The 24,218-nt window shown below is 46.8% G+C and carries 22 protein-coding genes; 5 read left to right on the forward strand and 17 right to left on the reverse strand.

The genetic code is table 11. The features are described from left to right. The first annotated feature begins 66 nt into the window (after positions 1 to 66). Positions 67 to 1,278, forward strand: coding sequence for an ADP-forming succinate--CoA ligase subunit beta (sucC, locus tag JT717_RS12395; RefSeq protein ID WP_205510786.1), 1,212 nt, complete (start codon positions 67 to 69; stop codon positions 1,276 to 1,278). Between the two features lie 181 nt (positions 1,279 to 1,459). Here the strand turns inward: sucC and JT717_RS12400 are convergent, their stop codons facing one another. Further along, positions 1,460 to 1,963, reverse strand: a complete 504-nt coding sequence (locus JT717_RS12400) for a hypothetical protein (protein WP_205510787.1) — start codon at positions 1,961 to 1,963, stop codon at positions 1,460 to 1,462. A gap of 1,539 nt (positions 1,964 to 3,502) precedes the next feature. On the opposite strand from JT717_RS12400, the gene JT717_RS12405 reads away from it, so the two are divergent. Continuing rightward, positions 3,503 to 3,988 carry a GNAT family N-acetyltransferase gene (locus tag JT717_RS12405; protein ID WP_205510788.1) on the forward strand — a complete coding sequence of 162 codons (486 nt, stop codon included), beginning with the start codon at positions 3,503 to 3,505 and terminating at the stop codon, positions 3,986 to 3,988. Positions 3,989 to 4,098: 110 nt separating this feature from the next. Here JT717_RS12405 and JT717_RS12410 read toward each other — a convergent pair whose 3' ends face one another. The 4 genes from JT717_RS12410 to JT717_RS12425 form a co-directional block, all read right to left on the reverse strand. Continuing rightward, a complete protein-coding gene (locus JT717_RS12410) occupies positions 4,099 to 4,713 on the reverse strand; it encodes a SprT-like domain-containing protein (protein WP_205510789.1) in 615 nt (204 codons plus the stop codon). Beyond that, positions 4,706 to 5,110 carry a hypothetical protein gene (locus JT717_RS12415; RefSeq protein ID WP_205510790.1) on the reverse strand — a complete coding sequence of 135 codons (405 nt, stop codon included), beginning with the start codon at positions 5,108 to 5,110 and terminating at the stop codon, positions 4,706 to 4,708. Before JT717_RS12415 ends, JT717_RS12410 begins: the two co-directional genes overlap by 8 nt. A 388-nt stretch (positions 5,111 to 5,498) precedes the next feature. Continuing rightward, entirely contained in the window at positions 5,499 to 5,942 is a 444-nt protein-coding gene (locus JT717_RS12420; RefSeq protein WP_205510791.1) for a bactofilin family protein, read from the reverse strand. A 15-nt stretch (positions 5,943 to 5,957) separates the two neighbouring features. Next, positions 5,958 to 6,353 carry a hypothetical protein gene (locus JT717_RS12425; RefSeq protein WP_205510792.1) on the reverse strand — a complete coding sequence of 132 codons (396 nt, stop codon included), beginning with the start codon at positions 6,351 to 6,353 and terminating at the stop codon, positions 5,958 to 5,960. 137 nt (positions 6,354 to 6,490) lie between these two features. Between JT717_RS12425 and porW the strand changes: the two genes are divergently transcribed. From porW to JT717_RS12440, 3 genes are all read left to right on the forward strand, one after another. After that, positions 6,491 to 9,631, forward strand: coding sequence for a type IX secretion system periplasmic lipoprotein PorW/SprE (gene porW / locus JT717_RS12430; protein WP_205510793.1), 3,141 nt, complete (start codon positions 6,491 to 6,493; stop codon positions 9,629 to 9,631). Positions 9,632 to 9,922: 291 nt separating this feature from the next. Further along, positions 9,923 to 12,316: a transglycosylase domain-containing protein gene (locus JT717_RS12435; RefSeq protein WP_205510794.1), complete on the forward strand. Its 2,394-nt coding sequence runs from the start codon at positions 9,923 to 9,925 to the stop codon at positions 12,314 to 12,316. Between the two features lie 286 nt (positions 12,317 to 12,602). Next, positions 12,603 to 13,712 carry a DUF2911 domain-containing protein gene (locus tag JT717_RS12440; protein WP_205510795.1) on the forward strand — a complete coding sequence of 370 codons (1,110 nt, stop codon included), beginning with the start codon at positions 12,603 to 12,605 and terminating at the stop codon, positions 13,710 to 13,712. A 193-nt stretch (positions 13,713 to 13,905) separates the two neighbouring features. Here the strand turns inward: JT717_RS12440 and JT717_RS12445 are convergent, their stop codons facing one another. The 12 genes from JT717_RS12445 to JT717_RS12500 all read right to left on the reverse strand — a co-directional run bounded on the left by JT717_RS12445 (position 13,906) and on the right by JT717_RS12500 (position 24,206). Next, on the reverse strand, positions 13,906 to 15,006 hold the full coding sequence (locus JT717_RS12445) for a TlpA disulfide reductase family protein (protein ID WP_240348031.1): 1,101 nt from the start codon (positions 15,004 to 15,006) through the stop codon (positions 13,906 to 13,908). 1 nt (position 15,007) lies between these two features. Next, complete coding sequence (gene hisIE / locus JT717_RS12450) at positions 15,008 to 15,610, reverse strand: bifunctional phosphoribosyl-AMP cyclohydrolase/phosphoribosyl-ATP diphosphatase HisIE (protein WP_205510796.1); 603 nt, start codon at positions 15,608 to 15,610, stop codon at positions 15,008 to 15,010. 125 nt (positions 15,611 to 15,735) lie between these two features. Next, on the reverse strand, positions 15,736 to 16,497 hold the full coding sequence (hisF, locus tag JT717_RS12455) for an imidazole glycerol phosphate synthase subunit HisF (protein WP_205510797.1): 762 nt from the start codon (positions 16,495 to 16,497) through the stop codon (positions 15,736 to 15,738). A 146-nt stretch (positions 16,498 to 16,643) separates the two neighbouring features. After that, positions 16,644 to 17,774 (reverse strand): 1-(5-phosphoribosyl)-5-[(5-phosphoribosylamino)methylideneamino]imidazole-4-carboxamide isomerase, encoded by a 1,131-nt coding sequence (gene hisA, locus JT717_RS12460; RefSeq protein ID WP_205510798.1) that lies wholly within the window; start codon positions 17,772 to 17,774, stop codon positions 16,644 to 16,646. A gap of 1 nt (position 17,775) precedes the next feature. Then, positions 17,776 to 18,378 carry an imidazole glycerol phosphate synthase subunit HisH gene (gene hisH / locus JT717_RS12465; protein WP_205510799.1) on the reverse strand — a complete coding sequence of 201 codons (603 nt, stop codon included), beginning with the start codon at positions 18,376 to 18,378 and terminating at the stop codon, positions 17,776 to 17,778. A 10-nt stretch (positions 18,379 to 18,388) separates the two neighbouring features. After that, entirely contained in the window at positions 18,389 to 19,159 is a 771-nt protein-coding gene (gene trpA, locus JT717_RS12470; RefSeq protein WP_205510800.1) for a tryptophan synthase subunit alpha, read from the reverse strand. A gap of 81 nt (positions 19,160 to 19,240) precedes the next feature. Continuing rightward, on the reverse strand, positions 19,241 to 20,488 hold the full coding sequence (gene trpB, locus JT717_RS12475) for a tryptophan synthase subunit beta (protein ID WP_205510801.1): 1,248 nt from the start codon (positions 20,486 to 20,488) through the stop codon (positions 19,241 to 19,243). Between the two features lie 19 nt (positions 20,489 to 20,507). Continuing rightward, positions 20,508 to 21,026, reverse strand: a complete 519-nt coding sequence (locus JT717_RS12480) for a GNAT family N-acetyltransferase (protein WP_205510802.1) — start codon at positions 21,024 to 21,026, stop codon at positions 20,508 to 20,510. 9 nt (positions 21,027 to 21,035) lie between these two features. Next, the gene (locus tag JT717_RS12485) at positions 21,036 to 21,674 is read right to left on the reverse strand and encodes a phosphoribosylanthranilate isomerase (RefSeq protein ID WP_205510803.1); all 639 of its coding nucleotides are present in this window, start codon (positions 21,672 to 21,674) and stop codon (positions 21,036 to 21,038) included. Positions 21,675 to 21,720: 46 nt separating this feature from the next. Beyond that, positions 21,721 to 22,506 carry an indole-3-glycerol phosphate synthase TrpC gene (trpC, locus tag JT717_RS12490; RefSeq protein WP_205510804.1) on the reverse strand — a complete coding sequence of 262 codons (786 nt, stop codon included), beginning with the start codon at positions 22,504 to 22,506 and terminating at the stop codon, positions 21,721 to 21,723. A gap of 75 nt (positions 22,507 to 22,581) precedes the next feature. Continuing rightward, positions 22,582 to 23,574 carry an anthranilate phosphoribosyltransferase gene (gene trpD, locus JT717_RS12495; RefSeq protein WP_205510805.1) on the reverse strand — a complete coding sequence of 331 codons (993 nt, stop codon included), beginning with the start codon at positions 23,572 to 23,574 and terminating at the stop codon, positions 22,582 to 22,584. A gap of 62 nt (positions 23,575 to 23,636) precedes the next feature. Continuing rightward, positions 23,637 to 24,206, reverse strand: coding sequence for an anthranilate synthase component II (locus JT717_RS12500; protein ID WP_205510806.1), 570 nt, complete (start codon positions 24,204 to 24,206; stop codon positions 23,637 to 23,639). Between the last annotated feature and the right edge of the window lie 12 nt (positions 24,207 to 24,218).

Here is a 24,218-nt window from a genome sequence, read left to right on the forward strand (position 1 = left end):
GTAACTGCTAAGGAAGGCAACAGGTAACCGCTTTTTTGCTTATTTTCGCCCAAAATTTTTTACGGCATGAATCTTCACGAATACCAGGCAAAGGAATTATTGAAAAAATACAATGTACCGGTGCAGGAAGGAATACCGGTCGACAGAGCCGACGCGGCCGAAGAAGCATATAAGAATCTAAAAGTTCAGTTTGGCAACAACTTCGCAGTTGTAAAGGCTCAAATACATGCAGGTGGTCGCGGAAAGGGCAAAATCCAGGGCACCGAACAACGCGGTGTGGCAGTAGGTAAAAGTGCCGAAGAAATTAAAACTATCGCTTCCAATATACTGGGTGGCACGCTGGTTACCATTCAAACCGGCGCCGCAGGTAAAGTGGTGAACAAAGTACTGGTTGCTCAGGATGTTTATTATCCTGGTCCCAACCCGGTAAAAGAGTTTTACTTATCTATCCTGCTCGATCGTTCAAAAGGGCAAAACGTGATCATGTACAGCACCGAAGGCGGTATGGACATTGAAGAAGTAGCCCACAATACGCCCGAGAAGATCTTTAAAGAGTGGGTTCACCCCAGCGGTGGCCTGCAACCCTTCCAGGCTCGTAAAATAGCTTTCAACCTGGGTTTGAAAGGAGAAGCTTTCAAAAATTGCGTAAAATTCGTGATCAACTTATATAATGCATACGTAGGGCTCGATTGCGCTATGCTCGAGATCAATCCCCTGTTCAAAACAGCCGACGAGAAGATCATTGCCGTTGACTGTAAGATGAACCTCGATGACAATGCTTTGATGCGTCATCCCGAGCTGGAAGCCCTGCGCGATATCAGCGAAGAAGATCCTACTGAAGTAGAAGCGGGTAAATACAACCTGAACTTTGTAAAACTCGATGGTAACGTAGGTTGTATGGTAAATGGCGCCGGTTTGGCCATGGCTACCATGGATATGATCAAACTGAGCGGTGGCGAACCTGCGAACTTCCTCGATGTAGGTGGTACAGCCAATGCGACTACGGTAGAAGCTGGTTTCCGCATCATTTTAAAAGACCCGAAAGTAAAAGCGATCCTCATCAATATCTTTGGTGGTATCGTACGTTGCGACCGGGTTGCCCAGGGGGTGATCGATGCCTATAAATCAATTGGCAACATTACTGTGCCCATCATTGTACGTTTACAGGGAACCAATGCAGAAGAAGCTAAGAAGCTGATCGAGGAAAGTGGATTGAAAGTACAATCTGCCATCCTGTTGAGCGAAGCAGCTGCACTGGTAAATAAAGCGGTAGCTTAATTAAAAGATTAGAAATCACTTATAGGAAAGTCCCCATTTCGCTTGAAGTGGGGACTTTTTAATTTGATAATGTGATAATGTGATAATGTGATAATTCGATAATGAAATACAGGGTAATACCCGCTGTATTCCATCAGCCCATCAGCACATCAGCACATCAGCACATCAGCCCATCAGCCCATCACTCCTCCCCCTTCATATACCTTTTCAGCCAGCCTATCACAAAGCTTACCCGCTTGTGGGTGTTTTGAAGCAATTGGTAGTGCACCAGTGATTTTACCGATTCGGGTTTATCTTCCAGCGGGTAATGGGCCCGGCCTTCTTTATCAATAACTTCAAAATGATTGATGGTGTAGCGGTAATGACCTTCCTTGATCTCAATGCTCATGTGCAAAGCAACCGGAACATAAGAAGGTGTCGACAGGCCGCGTAGTTTGGCCTTTACGTTAATATACCCTTTCCCCGAGACCAGCAAATTGGTTGCTTGCTCCCGGCGGGCTACTGTGTCCCAATGTATAAGAAATGGCTGATTGAAAAAAGATTTGGCCCTTTCCATGGCATGGGCCGGATTTTCGGTGATGACCTCACCATAATACTGGTACTGGCCATCAGTTGAGCGGGGCAACTGGGCTGCTGCATCAAATACCAACGCTATTGATAGCCATATAATAAGTACTGGCCGCATGTTTCGTATACAAGTTAACATATTGCATGGATTAACGAAAACCACTCAACACAATTACCGGCTTCCGGTGCATTTGTTGATCCGAAACATGCCCATAAAAAGAAAATGTCCCCGCAACGGAAAGCGGGGACAACTACTTTTTGAGAGACGGTTTCTGTTTTCAAAGGATTACTGGATCGGTTTTCAAAAGGACTTTTGGATCATTCTTGGTTTTTCAATGGACGGTGGACTCAGTTTTTCTTTCGGACTTTGGACATTTGGATCGTTTTACACAGGAATACGGGTTCGGTTTTTCGGACATCGGAACTTGGTTTTTCTTTCGGATCTGGACCTGGTTTTTTTTGGATTACTGGACTCGGTTTTTCCTGGATCGTTGGATTTTCGTTTTAGTTTTTCTTTGGATTTTTGGACCTGGTTTTTCTTAGGACGTTGGATACTTTAATATCTTTTTGTTTGACACTGTAAAGATCGAAATAGTAGCCGCATTTTTTACATTTGATCACCACTTATTCGTTCATCTCCTTGGTTAACTTATTTGCATCTAGGGTTATACCCTTACATCACACACTCTTTTAAAGAACTGAATTACTAACGGATACGTACAATAAAAAACCCGCCTACACCAGACGGGCAATATCGTTAGTAATAATACAATATACTTCAGCTTTACTGGTTTTCACAGATACGAACTTGTTAGATATATTTCTGTTTTCGGTTCTCATTGATCGTTGGATGAGCAAAAATAGCTAAAAGGATTAAAGCTCCATTGCCGGCATAAATATGTAACTATTTCTTTAAATTAGAAAGCATCTGATAATATTAAGTTAATGATCTCTGCGATTATTTTAGAAACAACTACGATGAAACCTGTATGCCTCGTATTTTCACAAGAATCGTAATTCGTACATTTACTATTAGCCCTAATGCATTCATTTACTAACGCCAATACATTCAATCGGGGATATTTAATGTCAGTCACCTTCGCACCAAATAAATAAGCAGCCTATATCTTTGTAAACGTTCAACTGTATTCAGAGAACATGCATGTTGCTGCTGTTTATATGATCGCATCGGTTAAACCAGGTGTTTAATGAACTGCCCAATTACCCCTTTATTACCCCTACTAGTGTTGTTACGAGCAACACACCGTATTTTCTGTAATTGTAAAATTTAGTACATCCCTCTTGTGGATAAACCGGCTTTTGGCATAGATTTTTGTCATAATAAAAACTTAAACCAAACGTTAACCTGATTAATCTGTAGCAAATGAAAAATCCCGTACGACTATTCTTCGGTTTCATCTTTGTAACCTACGTGATCATTTATAGTTTGATGGCCCTGCTGGCATAGTACCTGATCTGCACTATCACTTCTTCGTTACAAAGTTCTGTTCGCTTTATTCCGCTTCCGATACTTTCCTTACGGTAGTTCCGGATATTACCGTTACACTCACCTGTTGTTGATCCTGCCCTTTAATAGTAAGATGCCCGGCCAGGCCGGGTTACTGATGACTTCTGGCATTAATCGTATCTTCGGTACATGTCAGCTGTTACCATCAGAACCATTCAACCGGCCGATAACCCGGCACTGGCAGTTATCATTCGTAATGCATTGACTGAATTCGGCGCTAATAAGCCGGGCACTGTTTATTACGACGCCACTACCGATGCGTTATACGAACTGTTCCGGCAGCCGGGCAGTATTTATTATGTAGCCGAAGCGGATGGCACACTCATTGGCGGCGCTGGTATTTTTCCTTCACCTGGCCTGCCAGCCGATACCTGTGAACTGGTAAAAATGTATTTGACGCCTGTAGCCCGGGGCAAAGGCATTGGAAAAACGCTGATAGAAAAAGCCCTGCAATTTGCCAGCGAAACCGGCTACCGTAAAGTGTATATTGAAACCATGCCTGAATTAAGTAAGGCGATGTCGGTATATGAAAAATTCGGATTTAAATACCTGGATGGCCCGCTTGGGAATACCGGCCATTTCAGCTGTGCGATCTGGATGCTGAAGGAGTTGTAGTAGTTACCAGTTACCGGGTTCCGGTTACCGGGCGAGGCAAAAAATAGTAAGCCATCTGCAATAAATACCTGGCAACCGGGTCCTGGTAACCGGTATCATTGCCAGTTGATTCAACATGCTTTCACTTCATAAATCGGGCTGAATAAGTAAAGTTTGCCCGTTTCAACTTCAACACACTGAAAGCGCTTGCGCAGTTTCTTTCCCTTTTTAAAGATGCGGCCTTCGCCTATATCGAATAACTGCCCTTCGGGTAATTGCTCAACCATCACCAGTCCATTATCGCGGTCAAACTTTTTCAATACCCGCATCAGGCCTTCATCGGCGCAACTGCTGGCCGGCAGGTCGTGCATCGATTGTTTAAGCGCCTGCTCAACCAGGGGCGGAAAGATCTCCTTGCCCATAAAATCCTTCAACAACAAGGCATAGCAATTCTTCCATTCCCGGCCATGCGGCGATACGCGGTGCCCGAATTGCATAAAAGTGACCAGGTGAGCCAGTTCATGGATCAGCGTAATTAGGAAAGCGTAGGGATTCAAATTTCCGTTTACGCTGATGCGGTGATTTTTGTCGGAAGTCGCGTGGCGGTAATCGCCAAGCACTGATTTTCGTTCGCGGGTAATGGTTAAATGAACCTTGTACTGATGCAGATACTCCAGTACCCGGGGAACGGCCGTTACAGGAATGAATTTACTGAGATACTCTAATGGCGCCTGCTGCTTAGACATTCTTTTTTTGCTTGCTCAATTTCATCAGGATAACCACTTCAATGGTCGTATAAAGCAGATACAGGAACATACAGCCGAAAATACCCGCCTTATTAACCTCTTTGCCCACTATGCTAATATAAATAAATACAGCCACCAGGCAAATCATCATTTTTGAAAATACCCCGCCATAAACCGTCCGTACGATCGCCTGTGGGTTTTTAGAGCCCAGCGAGCGGGAGAACAGGAAAAAAGATACCGCAGTAGCGGCAAACAGGATCAGGTTGCCAATGATCAGCACATCCACATTTACATCCCGTTGGCTGAACCAGGCCCTGTTGGTCAAAAACAAGGCAGTAACTACTACAAAAATGAGTATCAGGGGCCTGAATGACCTGGAAACTGAGTTATTTGTCATCGTTTTAAAAAATGGATGGCAAAGGTAGAGCAGAAAGTTGAAAACCTGACAGGTTAACGAGTTGGCCAATTAAGGGGTCCACGACTTAATAAGTAAATGATGTTCTCAATTAATAAGACGAAGCCAGGAAGGACGGAGAAACTTTGAGACAGGATTTAAGCGTGAAGTTAAGAAATAGGGCTTTGGCCAATTGCCGGCTAACAAAGCAGCATCTGGGATCTTGGAAACCGGCAACCGGTAACTGGGAACCGGCAACCGGTAATTTATGATAGTAATTTATGCCTTGCAGTTTGTACCATGAAACCTGTAACAAATAGAATCCTTTTCCGGTAACAAATAGGTTATCGAATAGGGAGCGTTCAACAAGTACATAAGGGCGTAACCAGTTCTATTCTAATACGGTCTCAGAAGCTTTTTTGCCTTTTTTATCGGCAATCACTTCGTTCACCTGGCCATTGGTTGCCGTGTTCATATGGCATTGGCCATTGAAATTGGCGCTGGGCTCTATCTGCAGTTTGCCTGCATATAAATTCCCGTTTACATGGCTGCCGCCTTTCAACTGCAACAACTCTTTTACTTTGATGGTGCCTGATACTTTGCCCATGATGTCGGCCTGCTGGCCCGAAATATCGCCTTCCACGGAACCATTGGAGCCAATAACTACTTTAGCCTGGCATTGAATATTTCCCTGCAGGGAACCATCGATACGGATATCGCCATTACTGGAAATATCGCCTTTTAATACAGTGCCGGCAGCAATGATAGTGGCAGCTCCGGTGCCAGGTGCTGATACCTCGCCTGCGTTTTCGGATTTGGATTTCTGATTGAACATACGATATGGTTAGATTTATTCTTCAATATTTTCCGGCTGGGGAATGGAAAGCGTGGTCGTGTCTAATTTAACGCTGATATTCCCCTGTAACACACTTTTAACGTTATCAAGATACTTATCCTTATACTGCATCGCCTGCTCCAGTGAATCGGTACGAACTTTCAGTTCCCGCAACTCACGCATGGTGTTAACATCTCCATACCCAGGTATATACATACGCAACGGTGTGAACACAATAAGCGCCACCGTTAAACCGGTCAGCAACACAAAAATGGTGCTAAGTGTGATGTAAACACTCAGTCTGGATAATTTAAACGTCACAACCTCTTCGTAAGTATCATCATTCATCACTACCAGCCGGTACCGGTTCTGCAAGCGCTTCAGGGTAGATTGGGCATCGAATTTAGCCATAGAGAGAGTTTCAAAACGCTAAAGGTAACAAGTTATTTTAATGAATGCTCATGCGTATAAAAATTAACGTACTTACAAAATAATTTTCTTGAAAATCAGTTAATAAGATTTTAGTTTGTGGTAGAAATTCAAAGGTTTTGACGAGGACACTTGCATTAATTATTGTTTTAATTTTTTCGCTGCCGAAAATATATGCGCAGCCTACGCTTTCTTTTGACCTGAAAAAGCCGCAGAAGTTTGAAAACCGCAAACTGGCCTCTGAAAAGACTGAAGACAGAAAGTTCCACGTCGTTCGCCGCTTCACCCAGAACGGCACCACCAAATTCAACTATCATTACAACGCCTATAAAAAACTGGCCGATGTGATTGCCCGCGCCAAAGCGCAGCATAAAGACGATTATGCCCGTTTGCTTTCCTTTTACAACTACAGCCTCGAAGTAACCGCAAAAGATAAAACGGAGCTCGATTCGGTCATCTACAAAGCAAATGCCGGCATCCTGTTACACGACCTGCGCAATAGCTGGGTCGATAACCTGTACATGCTCATGGGCGAAGCGTATTATTTCAAGAATACCCTTGACTCCGCCTACCTCAGTTTTCAATACATTAACTATGCTTTTTCGCCCAAGGAAAAAGACGGTTACGATAAACCGATCGGTTCCAATGCCAATAAAGATGAGGGCGGCAGCGCTTTCACCATTTCTACCAAAGAGAACACCAGCCTGCTGAAAAAAGCATGGTCCCGGCCGCCCAGCCGCAATGAATCCTTCATCTGGCAGATCAGGACCTACCTGGCGAAAGATGAACTGGCGGAAGCAGCCGGCTTAATTGAAACCTTAAAAAATGACCCGCAGTTTCCCAGCCGCTTAAAGACCGACCTGCACGAAATGCAGGCCTTGTGGTTCTATAAACAGCAGGTGTACGACAGCGCTGCTTATTATCTGAACCTGGCGCTCGATAATGCAGAAACGCGTGAAGAGCAGGCGCGGTGGGAATACCTGATAGGCCAGTTATACGAAAAAGCCGATAAACGCGATGAAGCGGCTACCTTCTTTGAAAAAGCGGTTAGCCATACGCTGAACCCGGTAATGGAAGTGTATGCCCGCCTGAATGCCATCCGGCAAAAGAAAGGAGACGATAAAGTGATCCAGGAAAATATTAATGAACTGGTGAAAATGGCGCGGAAAGACCGTTACAGCGCATACCGCGATATTATACTGTATGCTGCGGCTGAAATGGAGCTCGAGCGGAATAATATCGCCGGCGCCAAAGCGCTGTTATTAAAAGCTACAGCTTCACCCGGTGAAGATCCGGGCGTTCGCCAGAGGGCATTCCTGTTGCTGGCGGAATTGTCGTTCAAAGAAAAGAACTACTTCGACGCAAAACGGTTCTACGACAGCATTACCAACGTTGGTCCCGATATGGCCGACCCGGGCAAACTGAATCAATTAAAAGCCACCCTTGCCAGGATCGTGGCTTACCAAAATACCATTCACCGCGAAGACAGCCTGCAGCTCGTTGCCGCCATGCCCGAAGAAGAACGCGAAGCTCATATCAAAAAACTGGTGAAACAGTTGCGCAAAACCCAGGGCCTGAAGGAAGAAGATGCCGGCGGCGGGGATGTATCGGGCGGCCCATTATCGTTCAATGATAATAGTGGTCCGTCAGACATGTTCAGCAGCAATGCCAAAGGCGAGTGGTACTTCTATAATAACGCCCTGAAAGCAAAAGGTTTTACTGAGTTCAAAGGCCAGTGGGGCAATCGCCCGAATGTAGACAACTGGCAGCGCATGGCCGCTATTAAACAGGCGGGGCCTATTTCAGGTGGTATGGCCGATGAAGGACAGGTAGGCGCTGCTGCTCCGGCGGGTCCCCTCACCTATGAGGAATTGCTGAAGATGGTACCGCTTACACCGGCGCAATTGACGAGCTCGAACGACTCTATTGAGCATGCACAGTTCTACCTGGGTAAAACCTACCTGGAAGGACTGGAAGATTATACATCAACCATCGATACGCTCGAGGCATTACTTAGCCGTTTTCCCAATACCAAACACCGGCCCGAAGCGCTGTTCCTGCTCGCCTATTGTTATACCAAAACCGGCGATCTGGCAAAAGCAACAGCTGCGCAGAATGAGCTGAAACAAAAATATCCGGGCACCACCTTTGAAAAGGTCGTGTCGAACCCCAATCGCATTTCACCCGACAGCACAGCGAAGCTGGAAATGACCCGGCGGTACGACAATATTTACAACTTGTACATTGAAGGCAATTTTGAAGAAGCACAGGCGCAAAAGCGGATTGCCGATAGCATGTATCATCAAAATTACTGGACACCCCAGTTGCTGTATATTCAATCCGTTTACTATATTAAACAACGCCAGGATGATTCGGCCACAAAATCTCTGCAGGATATCACACGCCTGTTCCCGAATACACCCATGGCCGCGAAAGCGCGTGCATTGATCGACGTCTTAAGCCGCCGCAAACAAATCGAAGATTACCTTACGAATCTGCAAATTGAGCGTCCGGTAGAAGACAGCACCGGTATCGTTGATGAACCCGTGGCCGCTGCACCAAACGCACCGGTTATTAGGCCGCCGGTAGTTGTACAACAAACACCTGCAACCCAGCAGCCTGCCGTTGTGCAGCCGCCTGTAGTTGCCAAAACGGAACCACAGCAGCAACCGGTCACCAAAAATGAGCAGCAGCCTGCCAAAGAGCCCAAAGCACAGCAACCGCCTGCTACAGTACCTGTAACGCCCCAACAGCAACCGGCTATTGTCAAAACAGAGAAAGCGGTTAGCCCGGCGAAACCGCCTGCTACACAGCTGCCGCCACCAGCGGTGAAAAAAGATTCGGTGAAGGCGAAGGTAGAAGCACCCAAACCACTGGTGCTCACCAATAATGCAGCAGTGCCTCACTATGTAGGTATTGTGCTTGACAAGGTTGACCCTGTGTATGTAAATGAAGCCCGCAACGCGTTTAACCGCTATAACCGCGAGCAATATGCAGCCAAAGGTTTTTCAGTGAATAACCAAACCATCAGCGACGACATTAAACTGGTAATGATCGGCGTATTCCCCAATGCCGATGAAGCGATCGCTTACATCGATAAAACCCGTAAGCTGGCCGTTACGGAGATCGTTCCCTGGCTGCCTGCTGCCAAATATTCGTTTGTGATCGTCAACGATAACAATCTGCAGGTCCTGATGAACACAAAAGATGTTAACGCACTGAAAAAGTTCCTCTCAGATTATTATCCCGGAAAATTCTAACTCCTTTCTAATACCCTGGTGCGGGTGGCCGGAAGCCCTTTTACCCAGGAGGAATCCCTTTTGTTCTGTTTTCTCATTATCAACACATTACTATTATTCAGCCGGGCATTAACCAGTTTATGCAAAGAGCTTGTTGAACCCTCCTTTCGGGTTTGTCGTCTAAAAAACTGGCCCGGACAAATTATTAAGAATACTTTCGTAGCCGTCCCTGGTTTTATCCGCCATAAAGCATGATTTTTGCAATTCGTAAAATCCCGGTTGGTAAATCCCGGTTTTACAAAACTCCCAACTATGACGCGCGCAATTAAAATATTCTGGAAAATTTTTCTCATTGGATTCCTGGTAGTTGTGTTGTTGATCACGCTTATTAGCTTCGGCCTTTTTGGCAAAATGCCTTCACTGGCCCAGTTGGAAAACCCCAGCATCACCCTGGCCAGCGAAGTATATGGGGATGATGGCACCATGTTGGGGAAATATTATAAAGAAAAAGGGAACCGCAGCTTCGTTCAGTATAAAGACATCTCTAAACATGTGGTAGACGCACTGGTAGCTACAGAAGATGAGCGCTTTTACGATCACTCGGGCATCGACGGCCGCTCTCTGGCCCGCGCTATTTTCTTTATGGGTAAAGAAGGCGGTGGCAGCACCATCACGCAACAACTGGCGCTGAATATGTTCGATGAAAGAGCAGAGAACAAGCTCGCCCGTTTGCTGCAGAAAATAAAAGAGAACATCATTGCCGTAAAACTGGAAAGGAATTTTACCAAACAGGAGATCCTGGCCCTGTACCTGAATACCGTTTCCTTTAGCGATAACGTATATGGTATCCGCAATGCCTCGCGCACTTTCTTTTCGAAAGAGCCCGATCGCCTGAATGTGGAAGAAGCCGCCGTACTCATTGGCATGCTGAAAGCCACCGGCACCTATAACCCCCGTACGAATTATAAGGCCTCTTTCGAGCGCAGGAATACCGTGCTCGATCAAATGGCGCGCAATAAATATTTGTCAGACGCGAAGGCAGCAGCGCTGAAAAAAGATCCCATCAAGCTCAACTATAAAAAGCTCAACGAGAACAATGGTATCGCTCCTTATTTCCTGGATGTGATCAGGGAGGAGTTGAAAAAATGGTGCAGTGAGCATAAAAAGCAGGATGGCGATAATTACGACATTTACGAAGATGGCCTGCACGTATACACAACCATTAATCCGCGCATGCAACTGTATGCGGAAGAAGCCGTTGCCAAACATCTGCCGGTATTGCAGCGCGTGCTGGCCAGCCAACGGAGCTTAAAAACAGATGCTGTATGGAAAGGCCATGCCAATGTACTGGAAGCCAGCATGCGCAATTCCGACCGCTGGAAGAGTTTGAAAGCAGAAGGACTAAGCGAAGATGAGATCCGGAAATCGTTCAGGCAGAAGGTACGCATGAAAGTATTTGCCTGGAACAGCAAACGGGAAAAAGATACGATCATGTCGCCGCTCGATTCCATCAAGTACCATCGCGAAATGCTGCAAACAGCTTTTATGGTCACTGATCCTATGACGGGTCATGTAAAGGCCTGGGTGGGCGGTATCGACTTTAAGAACTACAAATACGATCACGTAAACCTGAAAACAAAACGGCAGGTTGGTTCATCTATCAAACCCTTCCTGTATTCGCTGGCTATAGAAGAATATGGCTTTACACCCGAAACCATGTGTGAAGCCACCCAACAATATTTCCCCGGTTCAGGATATGTACCTGCAAACCCGAATCCGAAAGTTTCGGGGGTACGCACGATGGCTACCGGTTTGGCCTATTCTATCAACGAAGTGGCAGCCTATATCATCAAACAAACTACGCCGAAACGCTTTGCAGAATTTCTGGCCCAGATAAATATCCCCACCAAGGTACAGCCCTACCCTTCTATCAGTTTGGGTACCTGTGAGCTTTCCTTGTATGAAATGATGTGGGGCTACAGTATGTTCCCCACCGGAGGGGTTAGCATTAAACCGGTATGCATTACCCGTATTGAAGATAAGAACGGTAATGTGCTGGCCCGCTTCGATGCAGAACGTAAAGAGGTGATCAGCCAGGCAACGGCCTACACCATGGCCCGTATGATGCAGGGAGCGGTTGACTATGGCACGGCCGCCGGATTACGCAGCCGCCTGGGCATTGCTGAAATGGGTGGTAAAACAGGTACCACGAATGACAACTCGGATGCCTGGTTCTTTGGTTATACGCCGCAGTTGATGGCAGGTGTATGGATCGGTTGCGACGATCGTTTCATTCGCCTCGAAGGTGGACTGGGTTATGGTGGCGCCGCTGCAAGACCTATCTGGGAAGCGTTCTTTGCCAAAGCGTTCCAGGACAAAACCCTCGGGCTCGACAGGCAGGCCAGATTTGTGCAGCCTGAGAACATGCGCAACCAGTACTACGATTATCTTGGCCCCATTGAACATACGCCACCTCCTGGCGCCGAAGGCGAGGATGTAGGTAACGGAGGCGCTGATGCTTACCTCGATAAACCCGATACACAAAATATTCCAACCGAGTCGAAAGAGGCTATGGAGGAACAAAAGGTACTGCAGGAAGCCACCAGCACAAAAAATCAGATCTCCAAGGATTCTGCATTACCCGCAGATACGAAGAAAAAGAAAGGTTTCTTCAGAAGGCTTTTCGGTAAAAAAGAAGAGAATTAAGAGGTACCGGTTGCCGGTTACCGGTTACCAGTTGCCGGTTACCAGTTACCAGGTACCGGTTGCCAGGTACCGGTTTACCAGTTACCGGTTACCCGTGGTCAGAATGAAATGCATGCTGTTTATATGCAGCGATTTCGCAATTAAGGCGCCCGGTAACCGGCGACCAGGGGCCAGCGACCGGTAACCTTTCCACAATAACCACCTAACACTTCGTTTTTACAACAGATATAAAACCAGGCAGTAAGTTTTGAAATTGTCCGTAGCTTCTCTTTCAAAACTTACCGACATGAAAAAGATGTTGACTGCTTGTCTGGCATTGATATGCTATATCGTTTCATATTCACAGTTAACGATACCGCCTTACGGTGGCAATAAGAAGGCCATGGTTGGCGAACGCCTCGGCATAACGGATGTTACCATTCATTACGACCGGCCTGCCGTTAAAGGCCGCGAAGGAAAGATCTGGGGCGACCTGGTGCATAAGGGTTTTGCCGACCTGGGTTTTGGCACCAGCAAAGCTGCCCCCTGGCGCGCAGGAGCCAATGAAAATACCACGATCGAATTTTCAACGCCGGTCAGCATTGAAGGCCAGCAGCTGCCAGCCGGCAAATACGGCTTTTTTATTGCCTACGAACCAGAAGAATGCACCGTGATCTTTTCAAAGAATAACAATTCCTGGGGCAGTTATTATTATGATCCGAAGGAAGATGCCTTGCGGGTAAAGGTAAAACCGCAGCCGCTCGACAAAAGCGTGGAATGGTTAACGTATGCATTTAGCGATGAAACCGATAACGGCGCTACCATTGCTTTGTTATGGGAGAAACTAAAAATACCGTTCAGGGTAGAAACCGATTATATCAATCTGCAGCTCGAATCATTTCGCAGCGAGCTGCGTACCGAAAAAGCCTTTAACCCCGGCTGGGTAAGTTATAACCAGGCCGCCCAGTTCTGTTTACAGCATAATGTCAATTTAGAAGAAGGTTTGCAATGGGCGGAAAACGCCATCAGCCTGGGTTTTATCGGACAAAAGAATTTCGTGACCTTATCAACGAAGGCCGGATATTTAAGCAAACTCAACCGCGAGGCCGAAGCGCAGGCCCTTATGAAGGAAGCGCTGCCCTTAGGTTCTTTACAGCAGATCCACGCATATGCCCGGCAGTTACTGCAAAGCAAAAAGAACAAGGAAGCTTTCGAGGCGTTTAAACTGAACTACGATAAGAACCCGAATGAGTTCACTGCCCAGGTAGGCATGGCAAGAGGATATGCCGCCATCGGGGATTATAAAAAAGCCCTGGCTTATGCGCAGAAAGCCCTGCCCAAAGCCCCTGACAACGGCAATAAAACGAATGTGGAAAGAATGATCAAGACCCTGCAGGAGGGCAAAGACATCAATTGATGGATAGTGTGATAATTTGCTGATGTGCTAATGGTGCATCCACGGCCATCTGGTAACCAGATGGCCGTCTTTAATAGATCAATTAAATAATTAACCAGGAAACTGCTCTCCGCCAACTGGCCCATAGCAAAATGTAAATAAAAAGCCGCCTGGTCACAGGTGGCTTTTTTGCTCCCCCTTTAGGAGGCTGCTGTTAATTACAACCCAGCAGCTCGCACAACCTGGCTTCCAGGTCGGGACCGCGGAGGTTTTTAGCAACGATCTTTCCTTTGGGATCGATGAGAAAGTTCTGCGGAATGCTTTCAATTTTATATTTCCGGGCCACTTCGTTATTCCAGAACTTAAGGTCACTCACCTGTGTCCAGGCCAGTCCATCGTCTTTGATAGCCTGGATCCAGGGTTCCCGGGCTTTATCGAGTGAAACACCCAGCACTGTGAAATTCTTGCTTTTAAACTTGTTATAGGCGGTAACAACATTCGGGTTCTCCATGCGGCAGGGTTTGCACCAACTGGCCCAGAAATCAACCAATACATATTTACCCCTGAACGAATTAAGCGACACCGGTTTACCAGTGGTGTCGTTCTGGGTGAATTCGATCGCATCTGTACCAACAGCGCCTATTTTGCTGTTTGCAATGCCTTCCTGGATGATCTTTCCATAAAATCCCTGCTGGCCAGCGGTACTCAGCAGTTTATACCGCTTTTCCAGGGTCACCGGATCCTGTTCCAGTTCGCGGGTTACCACCAACAGGAATGGCGCTACCGGTGATGCCTTTTTCTCGGCTACGAATTTATCTATAGCGCTAACAATGTCATCGTAGGCTTTTTTATAAGCGGCCATCAGCGAATCGTTAGGCTGCTGGTTCGCCTGTGTATTCTGTTTGCCATAGATCTGCTGGTTCAGTGCGGTCAGTTTTTGAAATAAGGGATTAAAAATGCCCTGGAACTCCATAAAATCGCTGTTCACAGCGGAACCTGTTACGTCAAACTGCTGCACATTATCGATATTACCTTTTACGGTAATGTTCTCATTGCCCATAAACAAGACCGATTTCTTACCAGCCACATCGAAATTCAGCTGATGCAGGTTCGGCTCTGCCACCGCGCCTTTCAACACAAAGCTGCCCTTGGTCACATGGGCTCTCGCCAATGTATCCGTAGGCTTGTTCATATCCACCAGGGTTACGCGGGAGTTCTCAGCCAGTCCGGTAACTGTACCCGTGATCACAAATCCTTTTTGCTGCGCCATTACCGCAACAGGTAGTAGAAATAGTCCTGCTATCAGCTTCTTCATATTACTTTTTATTGGAGTGTCGGTTCTGTAAAATACTTACGACCTGTTGCAAATTATGACCTTTTGCGTTAAGTAATACCAAATAATGGAAAAGCAGGTCGGCCGCCTCGTTCAGGAAAAGATCCGTGTTGCTGTCCTTGGCTTCAATGACGAGCTCCACCGCTTCTTCGCCCACTTTCTGGGCAATTTTATTGATGCCTTTGTTAAAAAGCTGGCGCACATAGGATTTCTCATCCTCACTTTTTTTACGTAACTCAATGATATCCTGTAAGTAATACAAAAAATCCTCGGAATGGTTACGCTCGCTCCAGCAGGTGTCCGCGCCCGTATGGCAGGTAGGCCCTAAAGGCTGGGCTTTAATAAGCAGGGTATCGTTGTCGCAATCAGACAAGATCTCTTTTACCAGCAGGTGATTGCCACTCTCCTCCCCTTTTGTCCATAAGCGCTTTTTACTGCGGCTGAAAAAGGTCACCTTTCCTTCGGCCATTGTTTTCTGCAGGGCTTCTTCGTTCATAAAACCCATCATCAGCACCCGGTGTGTGACAAAATCCTGGATGATGGCCGGCACCAGGCCGTCGCTGTATTTCCTGAAATCTACTTTCATGGTCGTGAATTGTAGTGAATGGTCAATGGTCAATGATGAATGGTGAAGCCTACTCGTCACTTCCTGCTTACTTGCCGCTTTATTATCAACTTGTGAACTCGTCAACTGATCAATAAAGCAACGCATCAACAGGGTCTCACCACAATCTGTTTCTCCAGCAAATATCCCTTTAATTCCTGAATACCAATTTCTTTAAAATGGAAAATACTGGCGGCCAGGGCTGCATCTGCCTGGGACTGTTCAAACACATCTACAAAATGCTGCATGGTGCCGCCACCCCCTGAAGCTATGACCGGAACCGGCAGCTTCGTCGCGAGCTGACGGGTTATATCCAGTGCAAACCCCTGCTTGGTGCCATCGTGATTCATGGAGGTAAGCAAGATCTCACCGGCTCCCAGCTCCACTCCCTGCTTTGCCCAATCGAAACAGCGCGCATCCGTCTTTGTACGGCCGCCATTCAAATACACATACCATTCCCCATCTTCTTCCTGCCGGGTATCAATGGCCAGCACCACGCACTGGCTGCCGAATTCCTTCGAGAGCTCCCCGATCAGCAGCGGATTTTTAAATGCAGCCGTATTCACCGAGATCTTATCTGCACCGTTCTGTAAGAGTGCGTTCACATCATCCACACTGCTAATGCCGCCACCTACCGTAAAGGGAATATTGATATGGTGCGCAATCCGGTTGACCAGTTCACGCAGGGTTTTCCGCTTTTCCACGGTAGCTGTTATATCAAGAAATACCAGTTCATCGGCGCCTTGTTGGGCATATAAGGCCCCCAGCTCAACCGGGTCTCCGGCATCGCGAAGGTTTACAAAATTGGTCCCCTTCACCGTGCGGCCATCTTTTATATCTAAACAGGGGATGATTCTCTTACAAAGCATTGTTTACTTTTTTTAGGGAAATTTTCTATGAATTTCAGGTGCTCCGATCAAAAATCAATTTCTGATTTCCGATTTCGGGATTTCGGGATTTCGGGATTTGAACGCGAATCAGAAACCCTAAATCAGAAATCTCAGAATTAGCAATCTCAAAATCTTTTAAGCTCTTCCAGCGTTATTCTATTCTCATAGATCGCTTTTCCTACAATAGCACCCTTACAACCGATATTGGCCAGGCCTTCAAGATCTTTCATAGAGCTAACACCCCCGCTGGCAATGAAATGCAATGATGGAAAACGTTCAATGATCTTTTTGTACAGGTCAATGGATGGACCTGCCAGCAGACCGTCCTTACTTACATCGGTACAGAACACCTGTTGCACACCGTGATCAATATATTTCTGCAGAAAATCGTAAATAGAGATGTCCGTTGTCTCAAGCCAGCCACCTACAGTGATCTTTTCATCTTTAACATCAGCGCCCAGCAGGAACTTTTCTGCGCCAAACTGCAGCAACCATTTTACAAATTCCGCTTCATTTTTTACAGCTACACTGCCAATGGTCGCTAAGGCAGCGCCTGAGTTAAAAACAATGTTTACATCCTTCTCCGTTTTAATGCCCCCACCGAAATCGATAACCAGCGAGGTTTTACCGGCAATGGTCTCCAGCACCTTCCAGTTCTTTACAGCACCGGCTTTGGCGCCATCGAGGTCAACCAGGTGCAAACGTTTCAGGCCGGCATCTTCAAATTCCCTGGCCACCTCCAGCGGATGTTCATTGTAGATCTTCTTTTGCTCATAATCGCCCTGCGTCAGCCGCACGCATTTTCCATCGATAATATCAATAGCCGGAATGATCTGCATATTCGTTGATTGCAATAATTGTTTTTCCATTTTAATAAAATCCAGCCCGTGCTGCTGCCAGGCTTTGCCGATGGCCTGCATTCCGAACTTTTTATAAATACCGGTGGCGCTTAATCTTGCATTACACCAGATATTCTTTTTGCCCTTTGCAAGCGCCCAGTTCATCACATGCTGCAATAAGGCAGTTCCATATCCTCTGCCCTGCCGGTCGGTGCGGGTGGCAAATTTCCTGAACTGAACAGAGCCGTTCTTATCAAATACCGAAATAACAGAAACCAGCTCGCCTTCTGCATACAGGCCCCAATGTAATCCGGCCTCATCATCTTCCAGCTGAACGAATGAAATGCTCTCCTGCGGGTACATCACCGCCTGCCGCATGGCCCATACTTCGTTTAAGGGAACCGGTTGTATCGTCATATTATAAGCTCAAAAAGTTTTTCAGGATCTGCTCGCCCACTTTGGCGCTTTTCTCGGGGTGGAATTGCGCTCCATAAAAATTATCTTTATGCAGCGCCGCGCTGTAGGGCTGCACATAATCGGCGGTAGCAATGGTATGTTCGCCCAGGGCTGCATAATAGCCGTGCACAAAATAACAATAACTGTTCTCAGGCAAATGGCTGAACAGGGGTGATCGCAGGTTGAAGATATTGTTCCAGCCGATCTGAGGCACCTTCAGGCCGCTTCCTTCACCGGTAGCCGGAGGCATAAACTGACGAACCGTTTCATCGAATATGCCGAGGCAGGCAGTGTCATTCTCTTCGCTGTAAGCACACATCAGCTGCATGCCCAAACAGATGCCTAACACCGGTTGCTGCAGGTCTTTAATGACCGCATCGAGCTTATGCTCTTTCAAATACCGCATAGCGCTGCTGGCTTCGCCTACTCCGGGAAAGATCACCTTGCGGGCGCTTTGGATCTTTTCATAATCGTCGGTAACCAGAGCATTCACGCCAATGCGTTCCAGCGCATAGAGTACCGACTGAATATTACCCGCATTATATTTTATGATTACCAGGTCCATTATTAATAAATCAGTTTTTTATATCAGTGATAAACTTTTTGGTTGCCCCTTCCACATCAGGGGTATTCTCCAGGGCTTTTATGAATGCTGTTCCAATGATAGCGCCGTTGGCATGTTCACAGGCTTGCCGGAAAGTGGCTTTATCCTTTATACCAAAACCCACCAGTACCGGATTTTTAAGTTGCAGATCCTGCAATCGTTGCAGGTAGCTGTTCACCGCATGCATATCCTTGTCTTTACCGGTGGTGGATGATGATGAAACCGCATACAAAAAGCCGGTGCTTAAACTGTCGAGCCGGCGAATGCGCTCTTCAGAGGTCTCGGGCGTAACCAGGAAAATGAACTTCAGCCCATAGCGTTGAATAATGGCGCCGTATTCGTTCTCGTATTCATATTCAGGCAGGTCGGGTAATATCAATCCATCCACAGGCACATCCGCGGCATGCTGACAAAATTTTTCAAAGCCATATTGCAATACGGGATTCATATAACCCATTAAGATGACGGGCACATGGATCTGCTGACGGAATCCTCTTAACTGTTCGAATAAAGTAGCAATCGTCATCCCGTTGGCCAGTGCTTTGCTGCTGCTGGCCTGTATTACGGGACCATCTGCCAGCGGATCGCTGTAAGGCATGCCCAGTTCGATCATATCAACCCCGCTATCCTGCAAAGCCTTCATTACAGGCAGGGTGCTGTTCAACTGCGGGTAACCGGCAGTGCAGTACACGTTTAGAATATTATTTTTTTTCCGCTGAAAAAGATCACTTATACGGTTCATTCTAAAACAAGTTTCAGGTTTCAGGTTACAGGTTTCAAGGCCCTTGTAACCTGGAACCTGGAACCTGTAACAATTGTATTTTTATTTCATCTCCATGGCTTTCATATACGTAGCCATGTCTTTATCACCTCTTCCACTTAAACAAACCACTACCACGGAATCTTTAGTGATCATTGCATTCGCCGGTATCGCCTCTTCTGAGCGCTTTGCTTTTACCGGGTTCAGGTATTCAAGGCTTGCCAGGGCATGTGAGCTTTCCAGCGCCGGAATAATACCTTCCTGTTTGGCCAGGTTAAAAGCAGCCTGCAATGCTTCCTCATCGGTAGCACTTAAAAAGGCGCCGCGGCCCGAGTCAAATAAATGCGCATGCAGGGGACCAATACCCGGGTAATCGAGCCCGGCAGAAATACTGTGCGGTTCCACTACCTGTCCGTCTTCGGTTTGCATGACCAGGCTTTTACTGCCATGTAATACGCCCGGTTTGCCTAACTGGGTGGTAGCAGCGCTGAGCCCGCTATGGACCCCATGGCCGGCGGCTTCTACAGCCACCAGTTGCACCGTTGGCTCTTCCAGGAAATGATAAAAAGCACCCGCGGCATTACTGCCTCCGCCTACACAGGCCAGTACATGGGTTGGTAGTTCGCTGCCTGTTTTCTCTTTTAACTGCCACCGTATTTCTTCACTGATCACACTTTGAAAACGCGCCACCATATCGGGATACGGATGCGGGCCTACCACGCTGCCAATGATATAATGCGTATCCACCGGATTATTGATCCAGTCGCGGATCGCTTCGTTGGTTGCATCTTTTAACGTTTTGCTGCCGCTGGTAGCCGGAATGACCGTAGCACCCAGCATTTTCATGCGGGCTACATTCGGCGCCTGGCGCTCAATATCTTTTTCGCCCATATACACAATACATTCCACCCCTTTCAGCGCACATACCGTGGCGGTAGCCACGCCGTGTTGCCCGGCGCCCGTCTCAGCAATTATCCGTTTTTTGCCCAATCGCTGCGCCAGTAAGATCTGGCCAATGGTATTGTTCACCTTATGCGCACCCGTATGACACAGGTCTTCCCGCTTCAGGTAGATCGTGGTGCCGTATTGTTGACTCAGGCGCTGTGCATGATACAAGGGCGTTGGCCGGCCCGCATAGTCACGTAACAGGTTCCTGAACTCCTGCTGGAAAGCAGGATCGTAAATAATGTCAAGGTACTTCGATCTCAGTTCTTCCACATTACGGTGCAGCATTTCGGGAATATAAGCACCGCCGAATTTTCCGTAATACCCCTGCGCATTGGGTTGCTGATATGTTGTTGAGTTCGTCATTTGTGAAATTGTTTAAGTATTACCCTTCTACTGGTTGCGATGGTGTTTTTAGCACCAACTGCATAAAAATGAGATCGAGCCAGCGGCCAAACTTGTAACCTACCTGGGTAAAATGGCCTGCTTCCTTAAAGCCAAAACGCTTGTGCAATTTTATACTGATCTCATTGGTAGCATCGATACCGGCAACAATGGTATGCAGCTCTAACTCTTCTGCGGCTTTTATCAACGGCTCCAGTAACATTTTGCCAATGCCTTTGCCACGTTGATCCGCAGCTACATATATCGAGTTCTCTACTGTATATTTATAAGCCGCCCAGGAACGCCATGGACCGATTGAACTAAAACCCAGTACCTTTCCATTTTCTGTTGCTACAAATACGGGAAATCCCTGTGCTTCTTTGATCCGGAACCATTGCCGCCGCATTTCCAATGTATGCGATTCATAATCATAAACCGCAGTGGTGTTGAGAACAGCGTCGTTGTATATTTCCAGAATGGCTTGCAGGTCTTTCTCTTCAGCGATGCGTACTTGAATCATATGTATTGTTTAATACCGGCTGTTCAATCGGGTTACGAACTGTTTTACTTTCGCCATGTCCTTGATACCCGGACTGATCTCGAACTTACTATTGATGTCTACGGAAAACAGTGCTTTGCCCACCGGCAGCGTGGCGAATTCCTTCAGTTCCTGTTCATCACCGGGTTCAATGCCACCACTCAGAAAGAATGGCTTGCCGATATTGGCTTCCTTCAACATATTCCAGTTGAATTTTTTTCCGGTTCCTCCATACCCTGCGCCCATCGTATCAAACATGAACATATCGCACACATCCATATACGATTGCACCATCCATTCTATGTTGTCGTTCTCACTCACCCGGAAGGCTTTTACCACCGATACATAGTCTGCGATCTTTTCACAATACTTAGGGGTTTCGTCTCCATGCAACTGCACCATGTGCAGGCGGCATTCATCTACCATATGTAATACTTCTTCAATGGAAGCATTCACAAATACGCCTACCTTGTTAATACTGTTCTCTTTCCTGATCTGGCTGGTGGTAAGCCCTTTGAATACGTAACGCTGGCTTTTGGGATAAAAAATGAATCCGGCAAATGTTACGCCCATGGGGCCTAATTGTTCCAGCTGTTCAGGCATGGTCATACCGCAAACTTTTACTCGCATAGCGTTGTCAGATTTTAAGTGTTAGGGTGGCCATGCAATCGCTATATTATTTTGATTCCAGTTGCGCTATGAATTTATGAAATGCCTCACCGGGATGCGCTTCTTTCATAAAATTCTCTCCTATTAAGAAACCACGAAAGTCATGCTGCCTGAAAAGCCTGATATTATCAACAGAACTGATGCCGCTTTCGGCAATCTTGATCTTGCCGGCCGGAATGCGTTCGGCCATCCGCAGGCTTCGTTCGATATCAACAGTAAAGGTCTTCAGGTTGCGGTTATTAATGCCTACCAGTTTTGTTTCATCACAAATATGCTCCAGCTCTTCCTCGGCATGTAATTCCAGCAATACTTCCAGTTGCAAAGAAGCGGCAAAAGATGCTAACCGTTTAACCTCAGCTGGTGTCAGGCAGGCTGCGATCAACAGGATAACATCGGCCCCCATGGCCCTGGCTTCTACGATCTGGTATTCGTCGATCATAAAATCCTTACGAAGTATAGGCACCTGGTTCACCCTGGCGTTCATAAGGTCGGCCGTGCTGCCGCCAAAAAATGTTTCGTCGGTGAGCACAGATAAGCCGGACGCGCCAAAGCGGGCATAAGCAGAAGTTACCTCTACCACATCGGCCGCTCCATTGATAATACCCTTCGATGGAGATTTCCTTTTAAACTCGGCAATGATACCGGTTTTGGATCCATCGAGCAGAAACTGGCTGAGTGATAATACGGGCCGTGTGTAAAACGCCTGCTTTTCCAGCTCCTTTACAGGTATCTGTTCCTTTCTTTCAGCAACTTCCGTTCGTTTATGTTCTATTATTTTATCCAGAATGTTCATTATCTATTTGATCAATTGTGAATTTAAATTGGCCACTAGTCGTTTTCCACGCCCACCAGCGATTTACTACCCGCTCTATTGTAAAGCCACCAGCTTCTTCAACGCCTCATTCGCCCTCCCACTCTCCAGGCTCTCCACCGCTGCGCCATAGGCATCGTCATAGGTTTTAAAACTACCGGTGCAATGCAGGGCCATGGCTGCATTGGCCAGCACCACCGCATTTTGTGCCCAGCTGCCTTCGCCCTTTAATATTTTGGTGAAGATTTTCGCTGCCTCTTCTACTGAATTGCCGCCATAGATATCGCTGGGGTTAACCATGCGTTTTCCCAATTGCTCGGGCGTCATGATCTTTTCGCCGTTGTTGGTGATCACCTTGGTATCGTTGGTCAGCGATATTTCATCATAACCATCAAGCCCATGAATGATGGTGAAAGCTTTGTCTGTTAACTGTAACAGGTAATTATAAATGCGCGCCATTTCAAGGTTGTATACACCTACCAGCTGAAAGGGCGGAAAAGCCGGGTTCACCATGGGTCCCAGCATATTGAAAAAGGTGCGCATGCCCAGGTTCTTCCTGATCGGCGCCACCGTCTTTAATGCGGGATGGAACAAAGGCGCATGCAGGAAACAGATATTCGCCTGATCCACTTCCTTCTTTAGCTGGTCGGGATTGTTCTTCATTTTATAACCCAGCTGTTCCATTACATTGGAGGCGCCACTGATAGAAGAGGCCCCATAGTTGCCGTGTTTGGCTACTTTTTGACCGGTACCGGCGACAATAAAACAACTCAAGGTGGAAATATTAAAGGTGTTTTTGCCGTCACCGCCCGTACCTACGATATCAATTACAGGAAAACCGTTCAGGTCTACTTTCACGCAGAGTTCCAGCAGGGCATCCTGGAATCCCTGCAGTTCTTCGATGGTTACACTTCGCATGAGGTATACGGTCATAAAGGCCGTTACTTCATGTTCATTGTAAACCCCTTTACCAATGTTCATTAAAACGTCTTTCGCCTGCTCGCGGCTCAGTGTTTTATGTTCAAACAGGTATTGTAATATCTTCTTCATGTCGTTGAGTAATGAATCGTTAACCTAATTGTTTTCCATCAGCTAACTGGCGCATTCGCCGGTTACGATTTCAGCCAGTTCCTTAAAATATCTTCTCCTTTTGGCGTCAGCACACTCTCGGGATGGAATTGCACGCCCTGCACATCGTACTGTTTATGCTGTAATGCCATCACGAAATTATTCGCATCACGGGCAGTGATCTCCAGCTCTTTTGGAAAACCCTCTTCACTTACTACCCAGCTGTGATAACGGCCTACTTCAAACTCGTCAGGTAATCCATTGAACAGGGGTTTATCCCGGTTAATGACCTGCACCGGCGTGGCCACGCCATGATATACCGTACTAAGATTGATCAGTTTTCCACCAAATGCCTGGCCAATGGCCTGGTGCCCTAAACAAACGCCCAGGATCGATTTGCTGGCCGCATATTCTTTGATCAGGGGAAGTAATAAGCCCGCTTCCTCGGGGATGCCGGGCCCCGGCGATAAAATGATCTTATCATAATCCTTTACTTTTTCCAGCGGGATCTGATCGTTGCGATGTACATCCACTTTTTGGTGCAGGATCTTTTCAACCAGGTGTACCAGGTTGTAAGTAAAGGAGTCGTAATTATCGAAAACAAGGATCTTCATGTTCATTTATAT

It is taken from the genome of Longitalea arenae (assembly GCF_016924755.1).
Classification (GTDB): domain Bacteria; phylum Bacteroidota; class Bacteroidia; order Chitinophagales; family Chitinophagaceae; genus Niastella; species Niastella arenae.

Excerpts from the sequence above, each read along its gene's own strand:
- sucC (WP_205510786.1), top strand. The coding sequence starts at position 67 with ATGAATCTTCACGAATACCAGGCAAAGGAATTATTGAAAAAATACAAT.
- JT717_RS12400 (WP_205510787.1), bottom strand. The coding sequence starts at position 1,963 with ATGCGGCCAGTACTTATTATATGGCTATCAATAGCGTTGGTATTTGAT.
- JT717_RS12405 (WP_205510788.1), top strand. The coding sequence starts at position 3,503 with ATGTCAGCTGTTACCATCAGAACCATTCAACCGGCCGATAACCCGGCA.
- JT717_RS12410 (WP_205510789.1), bottom strand. The coding sequence starts at position 4,713 with ATGTCTAAGCAGCAGGCGCCATTAGAGTATCTCAGTAAATTCATTCCT.
- JT717_RS12415 (WP_205510790.1), bottom strand. The coding sequence starts at position 5,110 with ATGACAAATAACTCAGTTTCCAGGTCATTCAGGCCCCTGATACTCATT.
- JT717_RS12420 (WP_205510791.1), bottom strand. The coding sequence starts at position 5,942 with ATGTTCAATCAGAAATCCAAATCCGAAAACGCAGGCGAGGTATCAGCA.
- JT717_RS12425 (WP_205510792.1), bottom strand. The coding sequence starts at position 6,353 with ATGGCTAAATTCGATGCCCAATCTACCCTGAAGCGCTTGCAGAACCGG.
- JT717_RS12435 (WP_205510794.1), top strand. The coding sequence starts at position 9,923 with ATGACGCGCGCAATTAAAATATTCTGGAAAATTTTTCTCATTGGATTC.
- JT717_RS12440 (WP_205510795.1), top strand. The coding sequence starts at position 12,603 with ATGAAAAAGATGTTGACTGCTTGTCTGGCATTGATATGCTATATCGTT.
- JT717_RS12445 (WP_240348031.1), bottom strand. The coding sequence starts at position 15,006 with ATGAAGAAGCTGATAGCAGGACTATTTCTACTACCTGTTGCGGTAATG.
- hisIE (WP_205510796.1), bottom strand. The coding sequence starts at position 15,610 with ATGAAAGTAGATTTCAGGAAATACAGCGACGGCCTGGTGCCGGCCATC.
- hisF (WP_205510797.1), bottom strand. The coding sequence starts at position 16,497 with ATGCTTTGTAAGAGAATCATCCCCTGTTTAGATATAAAAGATGGCCGC.
- hisA (WP_205510798.1), bottom strand. The coding sequence starts at position 17,774 with ATGACGATACAACCGGTTCCCTTAAACGAAGTATGGGCCATGCGGCAG.
- hisH (WP_205510799.1), bottom strand. The coding sequence starts at position 18,378 with ATGGACCTGGTAATCATAAAATATAATGCGGGTAATATTCAGTCGGTA.
- trpA (WP_205510800.1), bottom strand. The coding sequence starts at position 19,159 with ATGAACCGTATAAGTGATCTTTTTCAGCGGAAAAAAAATAATATTCTA.
- trpB (WP_205510801.1), bottom strand. The coding sequence starts at position 20,488 with ATGACGAACTCAACAACATATCAGCAACCCAATGCGCAGGGGTATTAC.
- JT717_RS12480 (WP_205510802.1), bottom strand. The coding sequence starts at position 21,026 with ATGATTCAAGTACGCATCGCTGAAGAGAAAGACCTGCAAGCCATTCTG.
- JT717_RS12485 (WP_205510803.1), bottom strand. The coding sequence starts at position 21,674 with ATGCGAGTAAAAGTTTGCGGTATGACCATGCCTGAACAGCTGGAACAA.
- trpC (WP_205510804.1), bottom strand. The coding sequence starts at position 22,506 with ATGAACATTCTGGATAAAATAATAGAACATAAACGAACGGAAGTTGCT.
- trpD (WP_205510805.1), bottom strand. The coding sequence starts at position 23,574 with ATGAAGAAGATATTACAATACCTGTTTGAACATAAAACACTGAGCCGC.
- JT717_RS12500 (WP_205510806.1), bottom strand. The coding sequence starts at position 24,206 with ATGAAGATCCTTGTTTTCGATAATTACGACTCCTTTACTTACAACCTG.